General features: G+C 48.9%; 14 protein-coding genes. 4 read left to right on the top strand and 10 right to left on the bottom strand.

The genetic code is table 11. The features are described from left to right. Positions 1-37: 37 nt before the first annotated feature. The 8 genes from GQF01_RS22615 to GQF01_RS22580 all read right to left on the bottom strand — a co-directional run bounded on the left by GQF01_RS22615 (position 38) and on the right by GQF01_RS22580 (position 14172). Positions 38-934 carry an aldo/keto reductase gene (locus GQF01_RS22615; RefSeq protein ID WP_161408931.1) on the bottom strand — a complete coding sequence of 299 codons (897 nt, stop codon included), beginning with the start codon at positions 932-934 and terminating at the stop codon, positions 38-40. A 128-nt stretch (positions 935-1062) separates the two neighbouring features. Next, complete coding sequence (locus GQF01_RS22610) at positions 1063-2004, bottom strand: aldo/keto reductase family protein (protein WP_161408930.1); 942 nt, start codon at positions 2002-2004, stop codon at positions 1063-1065. Positions 2005-2978: 974 nt separating this feature from the next. Continuing rightward, positions 2979-5357, bottom strand: a complete 2379-nt coding sequence (locus GQF01_RS22605; protein ID WP_161408929.1) for a glycosyl hydrolase family 95 catalytic domain-containing protein — start codon at positions 5355-5357, stop codon at positions 2979-2981. 77 nt (positions 5358-5434) lie between these two features. Beyond that, positions 5435-7096 (bottom strand): type 2 periplasmic-binding domain-containing protein, encoded by a 1662-nt coding sequence (locus GQF01_RS22600; RefSeq protein ID WP_161408928.1) that lies wholly within the window; start codon positions 7094-7096, stop codon positions 5435-5437. A gap of 115 nt (positions 7097-7211) precedes the next feature. Next, entirely contained in the window at positions 7212-8111 is a 900-nt protein-coding gene (locus GQF01_RS22595) for a carbohydrate ABC transporter permease (protein ID WP_161408927.1), read from the bottom strand. Between the two features lie 22 nt (positions 8112-8133). Beyond that, complete coding sequence (locus tag GQF01_RS22590; RefSeq protein ID WP_202556700.1) at positions 8134-9036, bottom strand: ABC transporter permease; 903 nt, start codon at positions 9034-9036, stop codon at positions 8134-8136. A 304-nt stretch (positions 9037-9340) separates the two neighbouring features. Then, positions 9341-11728, bottom strand: a complete 2388-nt coding sequence (locus GQF01_RS22585; protein ID WP_161408926.1) for a glycoside hydrolase family 95 protein — start codon at positions 11726-11728, stop codon at positions 9341-9343. 113 nt (positions 11729-11841) lie between these two features. Continuing rightward, positions 11842-14172 (bottom strand): helix-turn-helix domain-containing protein, encoded by a 2331-nt coding sequence (locus GQF01_RS22580; RefSeq protein WP_235960372.1) that lies wholly within the window; start codon positions 14170-14172, stop codon positions 11842-11844. Positions 14173-14373: 201 nt separating this feature from the next. Here GQF01_RS22580 and GQF01_RS22575 point away from each other — a divergent pair, with 201 nt between their 5' ends. After that, positions 14374-14577: a hypothetical protein gene (locus GQF01_RS22575; RefSeq protein ID WP_161408924.1), complete on the top strand. Its 204-nt coding sequence runs from the start codon at positions 14374-14376 to the stop codon at positions 14575-14577. Between the two features lie 41 nt (positions 14578-14618). On the opposite strand, the gene GQF01_RS22570 is transcribed toward GQF01_RS22575, so the two are convergent. After that, complete coding sequence (locus tag GQF01_RS22570) at positions 14619-15494, bottom strand: ABC transporter permease (RefSeq protein ID WP_161408923.1); 876 nt, start codon at positions 15492-15494, stop codon at positions 14619-14621. Between the two features lie 30 nt (positions 15495-15524). After that, on the bottom strand, positions 15525-16304 hold the full coding sequence (locus tag GQF01_RS22565; protein ID WP_161408922.1) for an ABC transporter ATP-binding protein: 780 nt from the start codon (positions 16302-16304) through the stop codon (positions 15525-15527). Between the two features lie 369 nt (positions 16305-16673). Between GQF01_RS22565 and GQF01_RS22560 the strand changes: the two genes are divergently transcribed. The 3 genes from GQF01_RS22560 to GQF01_RS22550 all read left to right on the top strand — a co-directional run bounded on the left by GQF01_RS22560 (position 16674) and on the right by GQF01_RS22550 (position 20718). Beyond that, complete coding sequence (locus GQF01_RS22560; RefSeq protein WP_161408921.1) at positions 16674-18035, top strand: LLM class flavin-dependent oxidoreductase; 1362 nt, start codon at positions 16674-16676, stop codon at positions 18033-18035. A 45-nt stretch (positions 18036-18080) separates the two neighbouring features. Beyond that, positions 18081-19511, top strand: a complete 1431-nt coding sequence (locus tag GQF01_RS22555; protein WP_161408920.1) for an LLM class flavin-dependent oxidoreductase — start codon at positions 18081-18083, stop codon at positions 19509-19511. A gap of 151 nt (positions 19512-19662) precedes the next feature. Then, entirely contained in the window at positions 19663-20718 is a 1056-nt protein-coding gene (locus GQF01_RS22550) for an aliphatic sulfonate ABC transporter substrate-binding protein (protein WP_161408919.1), read from the top strand. The last annotated feature ends 281 nt before the right edge of the window (positions 20719-20999 follow it).

Below are 20999 nucleotides of genomic sequence, written 5' to 3'. Positions count from 1 at the left end.
AGACCAACCGTCAAATACTCACAGTTGGGAATTTGCGTTAACCTTTACCGATCCAATCGACTTCGGCAATCTCCTGCCATCTTTTGCGGATAGTCTCATAGGCTTCTTGGGGTAAATTGCCTCGTTCCAGCAGCTTCGCGTTTTCTAGCCAACGCCCCGGATTAGCCGTCCCCACAATGGCGGTATGGACACCTGGTACAGACAGCGTGAAACGCAGAGCAACTTCAATAGATTCCTGCAGATCTGTCTGCAGAAACTCGTAATTCAACTGCTGCAGACGCTCCCAATAAGGCTGATGATAGGCGCTCTCCGGCTTCTCGCCTGTTTTCCAAGCAGCATTGGCAATCGGACGCTTCACAACCACACCCATGCCTCTTTCAATAGCACCTGGGATGGTTAGTTCGATAGCTTCCTGATCGGCAATATTGATCGAAGTCTCGAGCGAGTCGAATAAGCCGGATTGAACCGCATATTGAGCCGCTTTGTGATCACCGCTGTAGCCGATGAAACGCGTCTTTCCTTGCTCCTTCGCCCGCTGCAGAACCTCAATCACTTCGCCTCGACGAAGCAATTCCTCCGAGCAGCTGTGCAAATGAATCACGTCGATATAGTCTGTATTCAGACGTTTTAAGCTGCGTTCAATGCTTAGTTCTAGCAGCTTAGGATCCCAATCTGGGAGGTCAAACCCAGAGGAGTGGCCGCATTTGGTGAACAAATAGTAGTCATCTCTCCGGTGCGATACCGTTTTACCGATTAACTCTTCGCTGACGTTGTAGCATTCAGCTGTATCGATCACGTTTAAACCAGCATCAAGCGCACTGCCTAGCAGCTTGTCCACGTCTTCTGTGGAAGCCGAAGAAAAGCCGATTTCAGCGCCGCCAAATCCTAGAACACTAACCTGCATGCCTGTTTTGCCATAAGGACGCTTTTCCATGATAGCTTTTCTCCTTTGAAGAGGTTTAAGATGAAGGACATTGAGATTAAGAGCATGAAGATTTAGAACATGAAGATTAAGAGCATGAAGATTAAGAACATGAAGATTAAGAGCATGATTACTTCAAATTACTTCGTCATAATTGCTTCTACACGCTCTAAAACATCCGTAGATAATGTGATATCCGAAGCTTTCACATTGTCCTCAACCTGTGCAGGACGGCTCGCACCTACTAGGGCGCTAGAAACATTCGGTTGACGCAAGATCCAAGCAAGCGCTAGGTTCCCGATCGAAATGTTCAAATCTGCAGCAACGGCTTCTAGCTGTTGAACCTTGGCGATATTTTCCTCGGTCAAACCTTTGCGGAAATTATCCAGCTTCGCTGCTCGGCTATCTTGTGGTATGTCAGAAACGGATTTGTATTTCCCCGTCAGCAAGCCTTGCGCGAGTGGCGAGAAGACCACCTGACCAATCCCTTGTTTCTCACCTAAAGGAATAACCTCTTTCTCGATGTAACGGTTAAAAAGGTTATAAATAGGCTGGTTAACGATAATTTTGTCCAGCAAATATTTATCAGCTACAGCTAAGGCTTGGGCCATTTGAGTGGCTGTCCATTCGCTTACCCCAATATACAGCGCTTTCCCTTGTGTAACGAGATCATCGAGTGCCCGCAGTGTTTCTTCAATTGGCGTTTCTGGATCATAACGGTGGCAGTAATACACATCCACATAATCCGTACCAAGTCGCTGTAAACTCGCATGCAGCTGTTCAAAAATATGTTTGCGTGAAAGGCCCTTATCATTAGGTCCGTCACCCATTTTGCCGAATACCTTGGTAGCAAGCACGTAGGAATGACGCGGATAATTTTTCAAAACCTCGCCTACGACCTTCTCCGCTTCACCACGCTCATACACATTCGCTGTATCAAAAAAATTAACTCCCAATTCATATGCTTTATGAATGGAGTTGACTGCATTCTCACGCTCAACGTAACCACCGTATGTCAACCAGCTACCTAAACTAATTTCACTTACCTTTAATCCGGAAAGCCCTAATTTACGATATTTCATCTCATTTCATCCTCCTAATATTTTCAATTACAGGCTCTACTATTATATCAATAGTTGATTAAGGAATATAAGTAGTGAAAAGTTTCTCACATAATATCAAATAATTAAGTTAGTTACTTGGAGGTAACTAGCTGCCTTTGGGGAACTGCAGGGCGTTATTTCACAACAAGCGTCCGATGGGGATGATGGTTTGGGAACTACAGGGCGCTATTTCACAGCATTTGGCGGAATTTTCGCCAAATAGCTTGAAATAGCGGTTCATAGTTCCCCTGCTGGAAGATAATGGGCGCATTTCGCAGAAATAACGCCCTGTAGTTCCCATCAACGGTGATGCTAAGCCGATGGGGGCAATTCAAGAGGGCGGCAGTTGCCCCCCCCTCAATTGTTAGGCTAGTTGAAGAGCGAGCTATGTGCGACTTTCGGAGGGTTGAGCGTGTGAACGCTGGTGAAATCAGCGTTCACGTGAAGTTTCGTGGGGGCGCTCAGCCTCATGAATAAGTTAAGGTGGCTGGCTCTGCCACCTATGAGGAACTATAGTCCGCTATTTCGCAGAAAGCGGCCGATGGGGTTGATGTTGGGGAACTACAGGGCGCTATTTCAACAGATTTGGCGGAATTTTCGCCAAATAGCTTGAAATAGCGGATCATAGTTCCCCTGCTGTTTGATAATGGGCGCATTTCGCAGAAATAACGCCCTGTAGTTCCCATCAACGGCGACACTTGGCCCGGTGGGGGGATTTCTAGAGGGCAGCAATCGCCCCTCAATTGTTAGGCTAGTTTAAGAGCGAGCTATGTGCGACTTTCGGAGGGTTGAGCGTGTGAACGCTGGTGAAATCAGCGTTCACGTGAAGCTTCGTGGAGGCGCTCAGCCTCCTGGAAGAGCTAAGGTGGCGGTCTCCGACATACCACGCCAGCTAGTTCAATAAAAAAACCTGATCCCCAGCCCATCGGCTTAGAGATCAGGCCATAATCCGTTTAACTCGCCGCTACTTGCGCGTTAGCTTTCACCAACCGGATTCTCTCACCCGGGCTCGTAGACAACTGAACGATGTCATCGTAGATGGTCACATCACCGTTAGCTTGCTTGCACACAGCCCCGTGCTCCCATGGATTATAGAACCTCAGCTCAGCACCCGCTTCACTTTCAATCTCCACCCACTGCACTTCGCCACCCGAAATCGATGCGCTCACCAGAAAAGCTCCGACCGCCCTCAGCGTAGCAAATTCAGCATCCTGCTTGCTAGGCCAGTTCGGGAACAGACGAAGAATGCCGTTATAGCTTTGCAGCAGGCACTCATTAATGACGACCGGCAGCGCAAAGTTCTCGAACCAAATGCCCACCCTGCTCATAAAATCAAAACTCAGCGTATCACTGTACCTACCGCCGGACAACAGGACACGATCGGTACACGTACCATTAGGCAGCAGGCAGTAACTAATTTGCCGTTTGAACTTTTCCAGGTCCAGATGTCCCATTCGTGCTCCAGCAAGATGGTAGAAGACAAGCTCATTTCCGCCTTCATTCCGATGGTTCAAATAGGAGTTGAGCGCGATTTCGTACGCTTCACCTGTCGAGTGAAGGCCATGTTCCTCTCCTGGGAAAATCGTCATAATACCATTGGGCGTGTTATAGACAACCTCCGCATCCTCACCTGGCACCGATACGAATACCTTTCCTCGCTGCGATTCCGCTGTTGCATATTCAGGGTATTTACTTAAAATCTCTTGGACGCTGTCCAGCAGCTCCGCTTCTTCCTGCTCGATACCGAGTGTTTCACAAGCCTCATGAAAAGCATGAAATACAAATTTGGTCAGCGTCAAATCAACTAGGCAGTCATAATTTTTCTTAAAACCAGGCGTCAATTCATACAGCTCAGGAACGACAGTAGGGAAAATGTGATAACGGTCATCCCCCCACGCCTCCCCGTGTGTATCCGGCCTGCGCATGTAATCCACCATAAACAGCACAGCTTCTTTTATTGGCACAAAAGCGCGATTCGCCAGGAAGTCCCGATCCATCGTGTATCGATAATGCCACCACAGACTCTGCACCGTCCACGGAGTTTCACAGACTTCCCAGCCCCAATGCGGTACGGGATAAGGCATGATGTTCATGTCGACCGGGTAAGCGGAATGCGGATAGTAAGCTCCTCGCATGCCGTAGTATTCACTCGCCCATTTTCGGCTCACAGGTAGAATATGATCTACCATGTTGACATAAGCCAAGTGCTTGTCAACATGATTGCTGGAAAAAGCAAGCCAGAACGGCTGCTGTGTATTATAGTTCATGTGGTAGTCGCCATGCCACTCCGAGCCTATCGAACGGTAACTCCAATTCGCGAACAGACCCGGACAGGTCGCTTCGGGCTTGACAGAGCAGTGATAGAAATATAAATTCCAATACCAAATCTGCTCCAGAAACTCATCGCCGAGACTCACGCCTGAGCAGTTCCAATACGCTGCCCAGTTATTCTCGCAAACAGCGAAAGCGGCAGCAAGCCCTTGCTCCGTAGGGGCCACCAGCTCCTGCAGCCCTGTCGCAACGGAGCTGTCTAAGCCTTCTGTCAGCTCCACGCAAGCCAGGAACGGCGCAGTTTGGAGAAGCTTGGCTTGTACGCTGCCCGTGGTATCCGCAGCCTCGATGTCCTCGGCTACACGAACATCCAAGCGGAACGCTTTATCCCTTGGATCGCGTTCATTTCCCTCAGGCGCATAAGGAAGCGTCTGCCTGAAGCTAAGCTGACTACGCTCAGCGTCAGCGGCCTTCTGCGCAAGCGGCAGCTCCTTCGGCGTATCTGGATCGGGGATTAGCTTGACCCGATCGAACAATCCGCCGACAGCACCTTCCGGCGAAACAAGCTTCATCCACATTCGATCCGCCTCAGGTTCGATAAACAATTGCAGCGTGGCTTCCCCCGCTTCCAGCTTGAAATATACTTCAATAAGACCATTGTGAATATGTACTTGATGGCCAAGCACTTCCGCCTTGCGTCGGTCATAGCCGAGGAGAAGTGAGCCGCACGGCATCGGCCGAGGGTATGGTTTGGCGTAGTTCTCCGCCGTCATGCTACAGTATTCGCGATACCAATCGTTCTCTCGGAACGTTTCCAAATCTTTCGGAATCTGCTTCAATTGCTCAAAGACATCTTGAAAAGTGCCAATCTTATCTTGATTATTCTCGGCAATCCGAATGTCCCACACATTATTATGTCCAAAATGGATGACAACCGCATCTGGACGTGTTGTGACCACGGCACCAAGGCCGCCGTTCCCCATCAGAGCACCCTCAAAGAAATCTGGTGCTGGCTTCTCATAGCGGATTGGGTGTCGCTTCGCTTGCTCATTACTGTTCATGGCTACTCTCTCCCTTAACCATCATTTGGCAGCGTAAAAGTCCTGTACGACCACCTGGGCCGTACAGGACCATCGCCTTATTTTTTGAATGATTTATCGTAGGATTGCTGCATGATTTCCGTGTAACGTTTCAGGTTTAATTTATTCAAACCAGCTACATAGGCATCCCAATCCTTGTTCAAATCTTTGGCGCCTGTGACGAACTGCAGTGAATTCTGATCGATATAGTTTTTAATATTCGTCTTCAGCATAGCCGCTTCGTCAGCTGTTGACGGATCGATCCAGATTGCCCAGTGCGGGAATACATCTTTTGGCTGTTTGCCATCATACAGATGCGTAGCTTCTTGCAATCTGCGCTCATAGCCCGTTGTGTCGTAGATATCCGTAGCCGCAACCCAGCTGTCCCGGAACTCCTTCGGTTGGAAATATTGCGCCATCGGCCCCCAAGCCGAGTTATGCGGAGTTTCCCCCGTTGGCGTAGGAATCGTCGCCAGAAGAGGAGTCGCTGACTTCTCTACAGGAGAATCGCCATCCTTCGGTTTCCTCCAGTCTTTCCCTTCTTCGCCGAAGTGACTGCGAATTTGGCCTTCCTGCGTAAACATGTAATCGACTAATTTAATAGCGGCGATCTGCGCTTCCTTGCTTGCTTTATTCGTAAGAACGAAAGTAGCACCTGGATCACTCGGATAATTATAAGTCGCTAATGCCCCATTAGGCCCTGTCAGCGGTGGTACAGCATCGTACGTTTTGGAACTATCCGATCCGCCTGTGATGAAAATGTAAGGGTGCATGGCGACCCCTGCGCCTAGAATTTGAGCATCTGCATTATCTCCGATTTTCTTGTAAGCTGTAGCATTTTGAGTGAATGCTCCCTTATCAATCAAGCCGCCGTCATACATGGACTTCACGAACTGCAAACCTTGCTTCCATTCGTCCTTGTTAGCTGCTACATCCACTTTGCCATCTTTCAGTAGGAGATACGTGCGATCGTCATCATAGATGAAGCCATTCATAAAGTAAGGGATGATGTGAACCCCGTAGTCTTCAATAGATCCGCTAAGCGGCACTTCGTCTGCTTTGCCGTTGCCATTCGGGTCCTTTGTTTTAAACGCTTCCAGAACTTTTTTGTAATCATCCAGCGTTTTCGGCATCGTTAGATTCAGCTTCTTCAGCCAGGATGAATTGATCCACATTTTATTCGGATATGAACAGTGATAACATTCGACCAGCTGTGTTAATCCATATATTTTGCCATCCGGCGCGGTGTTCATCGCCTTAAAGTAGGGGTATTTGTCCAGAGCCTTTTGTACATTGGGTGCATATTGTTTAATGAGATCGTCAAGCGGAAGAATCACGCCCTGCTGGGAATACCGAAGAATGTCGGTCTGGGAAAATTTATCAACCCACGGAATCAGCATGTACAGATCCGGATAATCGCCGCTGGCCAGTGAAATCTGTCTTTTCTCAGCCGCACCATCGAAAGGAACCGTCTGCCATGAAAATTTAATATTAAATTTCTGCTCCGCCAATTTAGAGAAACTGTTTGTCGCCAGATCGATATTCGCATCTTGTTGGGCAAAAATCTTGATCGGAACCGGAGCGCCCGTGCCCTCCGATGGTTTCGCAGCGCCCGTTGCGCCAGGCGTACTGGTAACAGAAGTAGATGGGGATGTACAAGCTGTGAGAACTAAGCTGATCGTAAGCAGCATTATCCATAAGGTTGAAATTGTTTTTTTCAAATGCGCCCTCTCCCTTTCGTTGTCAAATGGTAACCCCTGCATGTGCTATTAGCCAAGTTATTGCGCTTTGTTCCGAGTATCCCGGGGCTGCACCACCACCTCTCCTAGGTGTCTCTTATCCCTTCACAGAGCCAATCAACATCCCTTTGACGAAATATCGCTGCACAAAAGGATAAATGATCAAAACAGGTAAGCTTGCTATGACAATGAGCGAGTATTTGGTCAAATCAGCAAACTGCTGTCTTCTTAGCTGCTCAGCCGCATCAATGTTGCCTGATGCCGCCGAATTGAGAATCAGAATACTGCGAAGAATCAGCTGCAGCGGGTACAAGCTTTGTGTTTTCAAATAGATCAAAGCATCAAAGTAAGCATTCCACTGCCCGATGGCATACATCAGAATGAGCACAGCGATAATCGGTTTGGACAAGGGAAGTACAACGCTCCACATAAAACGAAAATCGCTGCAACCATCCATTTCGCTAGCTTCCGCCAGCTCATCTGGAATGGAAGACTGGAAGAACGTCCTGGCAATAATGATTTGCCATACCCAGATGGCTTGGGGGATAAGAAGTGCCCACCTGGTATCGAGCAGGCCCAGCTGTTTGACGACCAAATACGTTGGAATTAGACCACCAGAGAAAAGCATCGTAAATGTAATGAACATCATAAGCGCGCTGCGTCCAAAGAAAGTTCTTCGCGATAGTGGATAAGCCAAAATAATCGTTAACGTAACGCTAATTAATGTGCCGAAGAAGGCATAAAACAATGAGTTTCCATAGCCCTGAAGAACCTGAGGATTACTTAATACAACCTTGTAACCTACGAATGTCAGATCCACTGGCCATAACCAGACACGTCCTGATGAAACAGCGAGCGGACTGCTTAAGGATGAGCTGACAATGAAGACTAGCGGGTAAAGAACGACGATCAGTGCGATCCCCAGAACAATATACACGCCCGTTAGGAACAGCCGGTCCCCAGTCGATTCACGAATGCGACGCCCCGTCTTGATCATTTGGCGGGTCCTCTCCTTTCTTTTACCAAAGACTTGTACTAGAGATTCTTTTGGCTATAGCATTAACCAGCAAGAGCAGAATCAAATTCACAACCGAATTGAACAAACCGACGGCTGTTGCGAAGCTGAAGTTCGCGTTCAGCAAACCGATTTTATAGACATAAGTAGCGATAATCTCAGCGGTTTCGAGATTAAGCGGATTTTGCAGCAAATAAATTTTTTCAAACCCGACAGACATAATGTTCCCTACGCTTAATATCAAAATGATGACGGCTGTAGGCATAATCCCAGGTATATCAATATGAATAATTTTCTGAAAACGAGAAGCTCCATCGACTTTAGCCGCTTCATACAGCGACGGGTCAACCCCAGCCAGTGCGGCCAAATAAATAACCGCTGAGTACCCTGCACCTTGCCATACGTCAGACCATACGTAGACACTACGGAACATGCTCGGGATGCCAAGAAAGTTGATCGTTTCTAAGCCGAAGCTTTGTAAAATGATATTAATTACGCCTAATCTCGGTGAGAGAAGCAGCATAATCATGGAGACCATGACAACGGTTGAAATGAAGTAAGGCGCGTAGGTGACCAGTTGTACGGCTCTTTTGAAGATGCCGTTGCGTACTTCATTTAACGCCAAGGCGAGCAGAATCGGAACGGGAAAGCCAATAGCGATCTGATATAAACTAAGGAACAGCGTGTTTTTCATCAACACCCAAAATTGCGGATTATTGAAGAACAGGTTGAAATGCTTGAAACCGGCCCAAGGACTGTGCCAAATCCCTTTGACAACGCTATAATCCTTGAAGGCGATGACGGCATTCACCATCGGAATGTACTTGAAAATAAGGAAGTAAAGAACAGCCGGTATAATAAGTAAGTAGAACTGCCAGTGCTTCCGAAAGCTCCTTCTCGCCTCCATCCACAGCCTGGACTTCTTATTGGTGACACTCGGAGCGCGTGTTTCTCTGACGGATACGGTATCCAGATCAATCCCTCCTGTTTGGTAGCGCTTTCTATCTCTACAAGACCACATTTCCCCCTCCAGCGTAAAGGTACACCTCAAAATAGTGCGTACACCCGCTGAAATCAAGAAAGGTACACCTCAAAATAGTGCGTACACTCGCTGAAATCAAGAAAGGTACACTTGGATTTGACAGGTACTTTTCTCAGAAGAAACAGCAAACGGCGGATCCGGATGGAACCCGCCGTTTGATTATAAGCACTTATACACAGCGCAGCGTGTACGCTCGACCGGCCTCCGCATCGAAACGGATAACACCGTCTATTACGCGTTCAAAAGATACTTGCTTACCTTCCGACTCAACTGAAAGTACAGCCTCCTTGGTGCGAATGCGGCAGCTTCCACCGAACTGTACTTCGAGCTCTGCTTCCTGAAGAGCGCCTCCCTCCCACGAGAGGTTAACCCCTATCGCTCCTCTAGCTCGGAGGCCTTTCACATAGCCAGTAGGCCAAGCGTCTGGCAAAGCAGGCAGCAAGGAAATTTCGCCAGCATGCGATTGGACGAGCATTTCCGCCACACCGGCGGTAAATCCGAAGTTGCCGTCAATTTGGAAAGGCGGGTGCGCATCGAACAAGTTGGCATAAACGCCTCCGCGATGATAGTTCGTCCCGTCTTCCTCCACCAGCTGAAGCAAGTTGGAGATTAGCTGCAGCGTTCGGTTCCCGTCCTGGAAACGTGCCCATAAACAGATTTTCCAAGCCAAGCTCCACCCCGTGCCGCCATCTCCACGCCGCTCCAGGGAATTTCGCGCCGCTCTATACAGCTCTGGCGTTTCCTGCTCTGTCAGTTGACGTCCAGGGTAGATGCCGAACAAGTGCGACACATGACGATGATGGACATCCTCATCCTCCCAATCCACGGACCATTCCTGAAGCTGGCCATGCTTGCCGATCTGCATCGGCTTCAGCTTCTCTAATGCTGCTGCTATCTCGTCCCTAAAGGACGCGTCATCTGCCCGCTCCAGCACATCGATAGCCTCGATGCTATTCATAAACAAATCCCAGATCAACGACATATCCATCGTCGTTGCCTGACTCACCCCAGCCTTCTGCCCGTCTGCCGTCACGAACTTGTGCTCCGGCGACGTGGACGGCGACGTGATGAGATGGCCGCTTGCGTCCGTATGAAGAAAGTCCAGACAGAAAAGCGCTGCTTCTCTCATGATTGGATAAGCGTGCTCGCGCAAGTACTGCTCGTCCTTGGTGAACGCATAATGCTCCCATAGATGCTGACACAGCCAGGCAGCCGACATCGGCCACAGCGCCCATACCGGATCCCCTTGCCCATAATCCCCAACTGGCGCAGATTGGCACCAGATGTCTCCGTTATGATGCGCGACCCAGCCACGGCTGCCATAATTAACTTCAGCCGTTTTCCGTCCATTGTTGGATAAATTCTGGATGTACCCAAGCAGTGGCTCGTGACATTCGGATAAATGGCACGTTTCCGCAAGCCAGTAGTTCATCTCGGTGTTAATGTTCAACGTAAAATTGCTGCTCCATGGCGGCCTCAATTCTTTGTTCCATATCCCTTGCAGATTGGCTGGCTGCGACCCAGCGCGTGAGCTTGCAATTAACAAATATCTGCCATACTGAAATAGCAGCTCTACTAGCCCCGCATCCTTCGCCCCATACTGCTTAATTCGTCGGTCGGTCGGCATCTCCTCGGTTGCCTCAGAGGCGCCAAGGCTCAGCTCCACACGATTATAGAGCGCTGTATAATCATCGATATGAGCTTGCCGCAATTGCGCATACGATTTGCCTAATGCTCGCTCCAGACGCTCCTCATTAGCGGCAGCCATATCCTCAGTTTCCCTCGCAGGAGGTTTATCGTAACCTTGAAAGCTGGTTTCCGCGCTGAATATCAGCGTTACTGCGCTAGCTTTTCTAATATGTAAGCCGTCATGATCAATGGTAGCTGTTCCCGCTTCCTGACGAACGCCAAGTCGCCCTTCAAAGCGCATCGCTTCCGTTGTCTCAGGGTCTCCGTACAGCACAGGCTGATCCCGGTTGTAATAATTCGGATCGACATGCTCCGGGCAGATGCCTCGCAGGAAGAGATGCTCTGCACTCGTGTGCGTTCGATAGGGATGCGGACTATCCAAACGCGCTGTGAAATTCAAAGCGCCTGGAGCGCTTGCTTCAATACGAACCACAATTACTTGATCCGGAAATGAAGCAAAGATTTCCCGCTTATACTGGATATCCCCTATACGATATGTCACTCCCGTGATGGCATTCATCAAATCCAGACTGCGCTCATATTCGCGAACCACTCCACCGTGGAGAAATTTCAAATGAAGATCGCCAAGCGGCATATAGGATTGATTGTATGGCCCCATCATGCCCTTGCTCATCTTGTCCGCTTCCTCATAACGGCCTTCGGCAAGAAGCCCGCGAACTTCTGCCAGCACGTTCTTCGCATTCGGATTGTTTCCGTCAACAGGCCCACGGCCTGACCAAAGCGTATCTTCATTTAGCTGCATATGCTCGACTTCCGGATCGCCGAAAACCATGGCCCCGAGACGGCCATTCCCGATAGGAAGCGCTTCCGTCCACGCTTTGGCATAGCTTCGATAACGTAATTTCAAAGTTAACAGCTCCTTTTTACGATTGGAATCATGAACTTCCCCAATAAATCACATATCGAACCTCCTGTATAGGTACACTTCTAACACTAGGGTACGCTTATACGGAAACAGCCTTAATTGACCGTTTTTCGGTAAAAGCTAGGCGAAACGCCCGATACGCGCTTGAAAGCTCTCCGGAATGCATGTGCGCTGTTATAGCCGACATATTGCGAAATTTCATCAATCGTATGTTGGCTGTTAAACAGCAGATCCGTAGCCTTTTTAATCCGTATCTTCTCCAGATAGTCTGATAAGTTTTCACCCGTGTGATCCTTAAATAACTGCGAAATGTACTTCTCTGGCAGCTCGACGTCAACGGATATCTTATACAGGTTTAAATCTGAATCTGAATAATGCTGATCAAGGAAATCCACAATTTTGTTGATCATTTCACCTGTACTATCCTCTTTTTTCTTGAGCACTCTACTGCAAAATGCTTCGAGCAGCTCAAGAATGTCATGGCGGAAACGATCCAGGCTAGCCGAGAGCTGCAAATGCTCAATTCGCGCTTTCAGCCCTTGAGACACCGCTTGATCCGTGAAAGGACTATGCTGCAGGAGCTTGAAGAAAGTCCCTTTCAATTCGCCGAATAATTGCTGAACCATCTCCGCTGATAGCTGCCGTTCTGTGAAGTTGTGGGCCAGCAGCTGTTCAAAAATGCGGTGAACCTCCTGCAGCTCGCCGATCTTGACCGCATTCAACATCCGCAGCTCCATATCAATCGGATAATAATAGGTCGTTGACTCCTTAATTACATCCCGATACCAGATCGTTTCCGCTTCTTCCATAAAGACCGAATAATCAAGCGCGCCTCTGGCTTCCTCAAACGAACGACTGCTATCGGAAAGTGACTGGAAGCTGCCGCCTATGGCAACCGTCATTTGAATCCGGTACTCCTCTTTCACATATTCTCTAAGTTGTTCAAACAAGCCAGACAGACTATCCGTCATGTCCTCCGCTTCCAAGTGAACAGCTTCTTCCTTTAGCGTCATCAGAATCCCGATTTTATCCGAGTCGATATCCGTTACATTGAGTTGGAACACACCGCTCGAATCAAACAGACACTTTTTGATTAAAAGCCTTGCCGCATTCAGCTCGTGAATAATTTCTTGGCTGACCAAGCCGCTGTAGCCGTTAATTCGAATGATCGCGACATGACCTGTTTCTCTTTTTAATTTCATGCTCGGCAGTGAGTGCATTAAGGTTTGGACTTCCTGCAGAGAATCAAATTCCCCTTTCAATAGCCGCTTCACAAAAGCATCCTCTAATAAAGGCAGCTGGCATTTAAGCTCCTCTTCCAAAGAACGCTGACTGGCTAATAAATCAGAAATATTTCCTTGCAGAAAATCGAACGCATTTTTCCCTTTATAGCTGCCTTGACCCGTTTGCTCCCGAAAGACCGAAACAATCCGATTGATGGGGGCACTATTCCTATAGGCAAATAATAATGCGGCCACTATGCCTAGCAATAACGTTGAAATCGTAATCGTCCACGTCACCTTTGCAATGAAAACCGACTGCTTCAAGACGATACTTTTGGGTAAACCAACAACATACACCCAGCCGTTATAGGTTGATTTTGAGGAGATAAGCAGCGTTTCGCCTTCAACAATGTTGCCAGGCTGCTGACTGATCAGCTGCGGGATATTCATCGCTTGAATTTGGGCATCATCAATCCCAACTCTAGCAATCGGATGACCGTCCTTATCGCTGATATAAGCCCAGCCGCCATACTGCTTCGGAATGCGTTCCAGCATTTTGGCTATCTCATTTTCATCAATCAAAATAACAGCTGTACCGAGCGAATGTTGAAAGCTATCGAACGGAATCGACTGCAAATAGGTGATGACATTGCTTTTCTTGCCATTACCGATAAATGGCTTTGATGGCAACGTTTCCCTGCGATGAATACTGCCGAGTAGTCCCTGCTTCCACTGCACCGGATCTACATCCTCGTAATGATACAGATCGAAGAAATCATCAGGGCGCACATACACTCCCGATGGCGTAAAAATAGCATGATAATTGTTTAGATAAATGTAGAAATCCTCCAGAAAGGTGTTCGTCAAACTGTACGCTGCCGTATTACGCCATGATTTCCATAGTGCATATACGTCGTAGTGATCGACATCCACTTGCTGATTCAGCACATAGTTCAGTTCCTGGTCCAACGACAGTTGTCTCGTGATGTTTTCGACCTCTTCCATTCTGCGATCCAGAACGTCTTTACTTTGGTTCAACATCATCGCACTTGCTTCGAGTGAGCTAGACTTAATAATGTCGGAGGAAACATAATAGGAGATAAAACCCGTCACCATGGGAATAAACAGGATGAGCACATAGGAAATAAGAAAACTTCTGAAAATGGGGGAATGCTCCAGCTTCAGATTGTAAGTTAGCTTCATCACAACTTGTTCACCTCATCTACTTGTACAATCCCATTTTGGTAAGCGTTTTCAATTATACCTCTATCATAAAATAAAAGCTGGATTTTGTCTGTCGAAATTAGGCGATGAGTAAAATAGGACTAACCGACCCCCTCCACAGTACGGTTAATTGCTCGGTACGAAGGGGAGGCTCAGACGCCGAGAAAGCTAGATCCATTATTGGCAAGCTGGACACTTCATTGGATGAGTTCCAATGAGAGAGCCGTTTCAGCGGCTGAATTCCAGTTTTCAATGGATGAAATCCAACGAAAACACGAAATTGGCCACTATTACGGCTCCAATCCGCAGATTCCTTGGATTTTGTCCAATGAGATCAACGTTTCAACAGCAAAAACAAAACGTTCATTGGAATTCATCCAATGAACGTTTTGTTTTACCGTTGCTACAATCAAATTGGCGAGAATCTACCCATTAAAGCTATCACGCCATTTTAACAGCTTCTTCTCTAATATGCGCACCAAGGAATCAGAGCCTTTACCTACGAAAGCAAAGATCAAAATCCCAACAAACACAATCGCCGTCTGAGAGAACTGTCTGGCATCCAAGATCAAGTAGCCAACCCCTTCACTTGAACCCATGAGTTCAGCTACGACCAACCCTAACCAAGCAACGCCAATCGACAGTCGTAAGCCAAGCAGAATATTAGGCAGCGCCGCCGGTAATACCAACTTCGTGATTTGTTTGAACTTACTGAATTCCAGCACTCGAGCAACATCGAACAATTTGGAATCCACGTTCCTGATACCTAGAAAGGTCTGCACATACAGCGGGAAGAACGCTCCTTTCGCAATCAGCAGCACCTTGGAGAACTCTCCGAAACCAAACCACAGAATAAAGAGCGGTGTGATCGCCAAATGCGGGATGGTGCGCAGCATCTGAACGGAAGGATCAAGCGTCTGCTCGAATTTGCGGAACAAGCCGACGAGCAGGCCAAAGGCCAATCCTAAACTTCCGCCAATCAGAAAGCCAACAGCCGCACGCCAAATACTAATTCTCACGTGTCTGAAGAGCTCACCGCTAATGAGTAAGTCATAAAAAGCCTGCCCAATCGCATACGGAGTAGGCAGCAAGGTTTTGGACACGATGCCTAATGACCCGAAAATCTGCCATAAAATCAGAACGGTCAGCGGCAAAATGCTCCCTCGCACAACAAGCTCCCATTTGGCTTCTTTCCTTTGCGGCTTTGAAAGGCTAGGCTGTTCGGATGAAACGGGTGGCTCCGCAGTCTTCGACCGGGAAATGGGCTGATTTTTTCCAACAATAACTTCTGCTTGACTCATCGCTGCTCCCTCACTTTCATTCTCATTTAGTTAAATACCCGAGCTGTCAATCAGTTCTAATTCATCGATAGGTTCAAATTCGCTGAGTACCAGCTTGCGCAGTTCTTGGAACGAAACGGTTGTCTTTTTGCGTGGATAAGGCAGATCGACTTGAATGATGTTACGGATTGTGCCTGGACGCGCATCCATCACGACGACTCGGGTAGCCAGGAACACGGCCTCATCAATATCATGCGTAACGAGTATCATCGTTGTCCGGTTCTTCTCCCAGATGTCGAGCGCAACCTCTTGCAAATGCGAACGTGTGAAGGCGTCCAACGCCCCAAACGGTTCATCCAACAAGAGCACCTTCGGATTACGGAGCAAAGCCCTTGCGATCGCAACCCGCTGGGACATGCCTCCCGATAGCTCCCTCGGGTACGATTTCTCAAAGCCCTGCAGCCTCACTAGCTCAATCAGGCGATCTACACGCGCCCTCACGTCAGGATCTTTCAAACTAAGATCGGCGGCGATATTTTTCTCGACAGTCAACCAAGGGAATAAGCGATGCTCCTGAAAAATAAATCCTTTATCAATACCAGGCTTTTCTACCTGTTTTTGTTCGAGAAGCACCTTTCCGTTATGGTCAGTATCCAGGCCAGCTATGATTTTGAGCAGTGTGCTTTTACCGCAGCCGCTTGGACCTATAATCGTTATAAATTCACCTTCTTTAATTTTTAATTGAATGTTATGAAGTGCTTCCACTCGGTGCCCTTGAGGCGTCTGAAACCATTTGCTCGGCAAATCAATATCTAGTGATAGTACGCTCATCGAGCTTTCCCCCTCTAACCATTTATTCAACTATAAAAAAAGAGACCCCCATAAGAACCCCTTTACGGGGAAATCGGGAAGTCTCCAGATACCTGGTCGACAAGATTCAATTTGCTTTCAATTCATAGTGATTAACTTGGATATAAGGGGATCATATCACTACAAAAAATGGAAGTCAATGGTTTAATTCTTATATAACCCACTTGTTTTATCGGAATTAATATGCTAGCATAACTAATCAATAACCCATGCAGCCTATTGGTCCACCAAAGGCTCTCCAAGCACCGTTCAAAGCGGCAAGCTTGTGAGAGCCTTTTTGTATACTCCGGGGGGCTTATATGAAATAGCATTATTTTGGAGGGATGAAGGATGAGTACACCAGAGCAGCGACAACTGCGTCTAGGAGCATTTCTATTTCAAGTGGGCCACCACGTAGCTTCTTGGCGTTATCCGGATACAGATGCCCAAGGCATTCTGCAGCATGAGTTTTACGAACATTTTGCCCAAACGGCGGAACGCGGAAAGTTCGATATGATTTTCCTCGCAGACACGCTTGCGGTCATTGATCGTTTCAAAACGAATATCAAGCATACCGTGACCGTTCGGCCCGAACCCATCACGCTGCTTTCCTATCTGGCAGGCGTTACTGAACATATAGGATTGGCTGCTACCGTATCTACTTCGTATCATGAGCCGTACAACTTGGCGCGTGAATTCTCCTGCCTGGATCACTTGAGCGGAGGGCGCGCGGCGTGGAATGTCGTGACCTCAGGCCGAGATGAAGAGGCCCATAATTTCAGTCAAGGGCATCATCTTGCCCATGATAAACGATATGAACGAGCGCGCGAATTCGTTGATGTCGTCACCTCCCTCTGGGATAGCTGGGAAGATGGCGCCATTGTGGCTGACAAGGAGAATGGCATTTTCGCTGATCCAAGCAAAGTGCATGAGCTGAATCACCGCGGCGAATTCTTCGCCGTTCGCGGCCCTTTGAACTTGCCGCGCTCACCGCAAGGCAGACCGGTTGTGATTCAAGCGGGAGCATCGGAAACAGGGAAGCACCTTGCCGCCCAGACGGCGGAAGTCGTCTTTACGGCTTGGCAAACGCTGGAGGAAGCGCAGCTCTTTTACCGCAGCGTGAAAGACCTGGCTGTCACCTACGACAGATCACCGAATGACATCCTTATCATGCCGGGCATTTTCCCAGTCATTGGAGCAACCGAAGAAGAGGCGCGTGAGAAAGAAGCGCTTCTCCAGTCCCAAGTGCTGCCAGCCGTCGGATTATCCATGCTCTCTGCATCGCTGAATGTCGACTTGACCGGCTATCCGCTTGATGGCCCGCTCCCTGACCTTCCGGAGCTGCAGCAAGTGAATGGCGGCAAAAGCCGCTTCCAGCTCGTCTCCGATATGGCGCGCCGGGAAGGCTTGACGATCCGCCAATTGATGTACCGGGTGACAGGCGCTCGGGGTCACCGCACCATTTATGGCACACCGGTCCAAATTGCTGATCAGCTTGAAGAATGGTTCAAGGGCGGCGCTTGCGATGGCTTTAATATCATGCCTCCTTATTTGCCAGGCGGTTTGGAAGAATTCGTGGATCTCGTCATTCCTGAGCTGCAGCGCAGAGGGTTGTTTCGCACCGAATATGAAGGAAGCACCTTGCGCGATCATCTAGGACTGACTAGACCACAAAGCCGATTTCAAAAGGCTGAATCTGCAAGCGGGTATTAAGTGATAAGTGATAAGTCAGCATTGAGAATTGGGGGGAATGTATCAATGGGAACTAACCATCAACAACGACAGCTTCATCTCGGGGCCTTTATATTTGGCGTTGGCCATCATATCGCGGCTTGGCGCTATCCTTTGACAGATACAGGCGGGCTTTTGAAGCTTGATTTCTACAAGCAATTTGCCCAAACAGCGGAACGCGGCAAGTTCGACCTCGTTTTTATTGAAGACATTCCAGTGCTTCCGGAGCCGCTGAACAGAGCCGTCCAATACACGCTGCCGGTCCGGGCGGAACCGTTGACCCTGCTGTCTGCACTGGCCTCGGTCACCAAAAAGATCGGACTTGTCGGAACGGTATCGACCACTTACAGCGAGCCCTTTCATGTGGCGCGTAAATTCGCTTCCCTCGATCATTTGAGCAGCGGGCGAGCAGGCTGGAATGCCGTCACAACCAGCATGGAAAATACGGCCAAAAACTTCGGCCGCGACCATCATTTGGATCACTCCCTCCGTTACGAGCGAGCCAAGGAATTCGTTGATGTCGTAACTGCTCTCTGGGACAGCTGGGAAGAAGGCGCGCTCGTTATTGATAAAGCAACCGGCCAGTTCGCTGATCCTGATAAAGTTCATGCGATCAATCATGTTGGCGATCACTTCTCCGTTCGAGGTCCCTTGAATGTCCATCGTTCTGTGCAGGGACGTCCCGTTGTCGTGCAAGCGGGCTCTTCCACGACGGGGCAAGCCTTTGCTGCGCAGACGGCTGAGGTCGTTTTCACCGCGTGGCAGACATTGGAAGAAGCGCAAAGCTTCTATGCTTCCCTCAAAGGCCAGCTCCCTGCTTACGGACGTTCGCCGGATGAGCTGAAAATATTGCCTGGCGTCCTGCCCTTCATAGGTGCGACAGAGGAAGAAGCAAAGGCCAAGGAAGCCGAGTTCCAGAATCTTGTCCTTCCAGCCGTCGGGCTGGGGATGGTGCAGAACATGCTGAGAGTCGATCTCTCTGGCTATCCACTGGATGGACCGCTGCCTGAGTTGCCGGATTCTACCGACATCAATGGCGGCAAAAGCCGCTACCAGCTGCTGCTTGATATGGCTCGCAGAGAACATCTCACGATTCGCCAGCTCATCCACCGGGTTACCGGTGCCCGCGGACATCGAACCATCACTGGAACGCCTGTCCAAATTGCGGACCAATTGGAAGAATGGTTCGTGAAGGAAGCCTGCGACGGCTTCAACATCATGCCGCCTTATTTGCCAGGCGGACTGGACGAATTCGTCGATCTGGTTATTCCAGAATTGCAGCGGCGCGGCTTATTCCGCTCTGAGTATTCGGGGCACACGCTGCGCGATCACCTTGGTTTGGCTGAGCCTGCGAATCGCTTTGCTCAGCGTTCGGCAGCTGTGGCGGAGTCGGCTGCAGCGGATGAGTCACAAGCCGGAGTGGCAACTGAGGCTGCGCTAGCGTCAGCATCAGAGTAAACGACAGTGCCCGCACCGCGACTGCATCTGCACCAGAGCAAACGGCAGTGCCCGCACCAGTGATTGCATCTGCACCAGAGCAAACCACACTGCCCACGTCAGCAACATCTGCTCACTAAACATCAGCTTTACTAAGAGAGGGGTCATCCTTATGAAACAGAAATCATTTTATAATAAAAGCTTATCGTTCCTGGCCGTTATCACGTTAGTTCTTTTATCCGCATGCGGTGCCAAAACAACTGGTGCTCCGACAACCAGCGCCGCTGCTACGCAAAGCAGCAATGCTGCATCCACGCCTGCGGCCGCTGCGAAAGAGAAGGTTGTCGTTAACATCGGCATCCAAGGCAAAACAGGCGTCCTGAACTTCGCTCGTGAGAAGGGATACTTCGAGAAGGCATTTACAGCTGTTGGCGCTGAAATCAAATGGAATGAGTTTGCCAGCGGTCCTCCGCATTTTGAGGCGATAGCAGCAGGAAGGCTCGATTTTGGTGCCACCGGCGGAACGCCCCTGATTTCCGGTCAAGTTGGCGGCGTTGATTTCAAAGGCATCGCTGTGACAAGCGACGGCAAAAAAGGCAACATGATTATCGTGCCGAAGAACAGTCCCATCAAGGAATTAAAAGATCTCAAAGGCAAAAAAGTTGCCGTAGCCAAAGGCAGCAGCGCCTATAACTTTCTCTATATGGCCATCGATAAAGCCGGGTTAAAGGGCGACGACGTTAAAGTTATTCAGCTTCAGCCTGATGAAGCAAGACCCGCTCTCGACAGCGGCGCCATCGACGCTTGGTCCATTTGGGAGCCTTACGCGACTACAGCCGTTTACCAAATAGGAGCCTCTGTTTTAGTCACAGGTGAACAACTGAATATCAACGCACCATCCTTCCTGATCGCTCGGACCAAATTCACACAGGAGCATCCGGATCTTACTGTGCTGTTCCTCAAAACCTATGAAGAAGCACGCAAGTACTACGTCGATCATCAAGATGAAATCGCGAACGAGCTCTCCAAGTCGCAGAAGCTGGACAAAGCCATCATTGTCGATGTTTTGAAAAACACATTCCCGATCCTCTCTCCGATTACACCGGAATTCGCCAAAGCGCACCAGGAGCAAGCTGACTTCCTCCTATCTGTCGGCGCTATTACGAAAAAGCTGGACACGTCACAAGTTCTTGAGAGCAAATTCATTGATCAAGCATTGAAGAAGTAAGTACTGGGCTGCCTCAAAAGTAGATATTTCTACTTGCGGGCGGCCTTTTGTTTTTGTTTCTAGTGGTGGTTGGGGGGTTGGGGAGGTTGGGAGGTTGGGACGATTTGTTGCAATTAACGCCGATTACTCCAGCTAATTCCCCGATATGATCTACTTTTACCCAAATAACTGGAATTTCTCCAGCTAATATTGGCGAATCAAGGTGATTTCGGCCAGCTACCGACGATTTAGATGGAGCTTCTCCCGTTATTTCATTCTCTACCGCCGAACTGCATAGATTA

It is taken from the genome of Paenibacillus silvestris (assembly GCF_009882985.1).
GTDB classification, from domain to species: domain Bacteria; phylum Bacillota; class Bacilli; order Paenibacillales; family NBRC-103111; genus Paenibacillus_E; species Paenibacillus_E silvestris.
The sequence above is the reverse complement of the archived record's forward strand: the minus strand, read 5'-3'. Positions and strand labels throughout refer to the sequence as shown.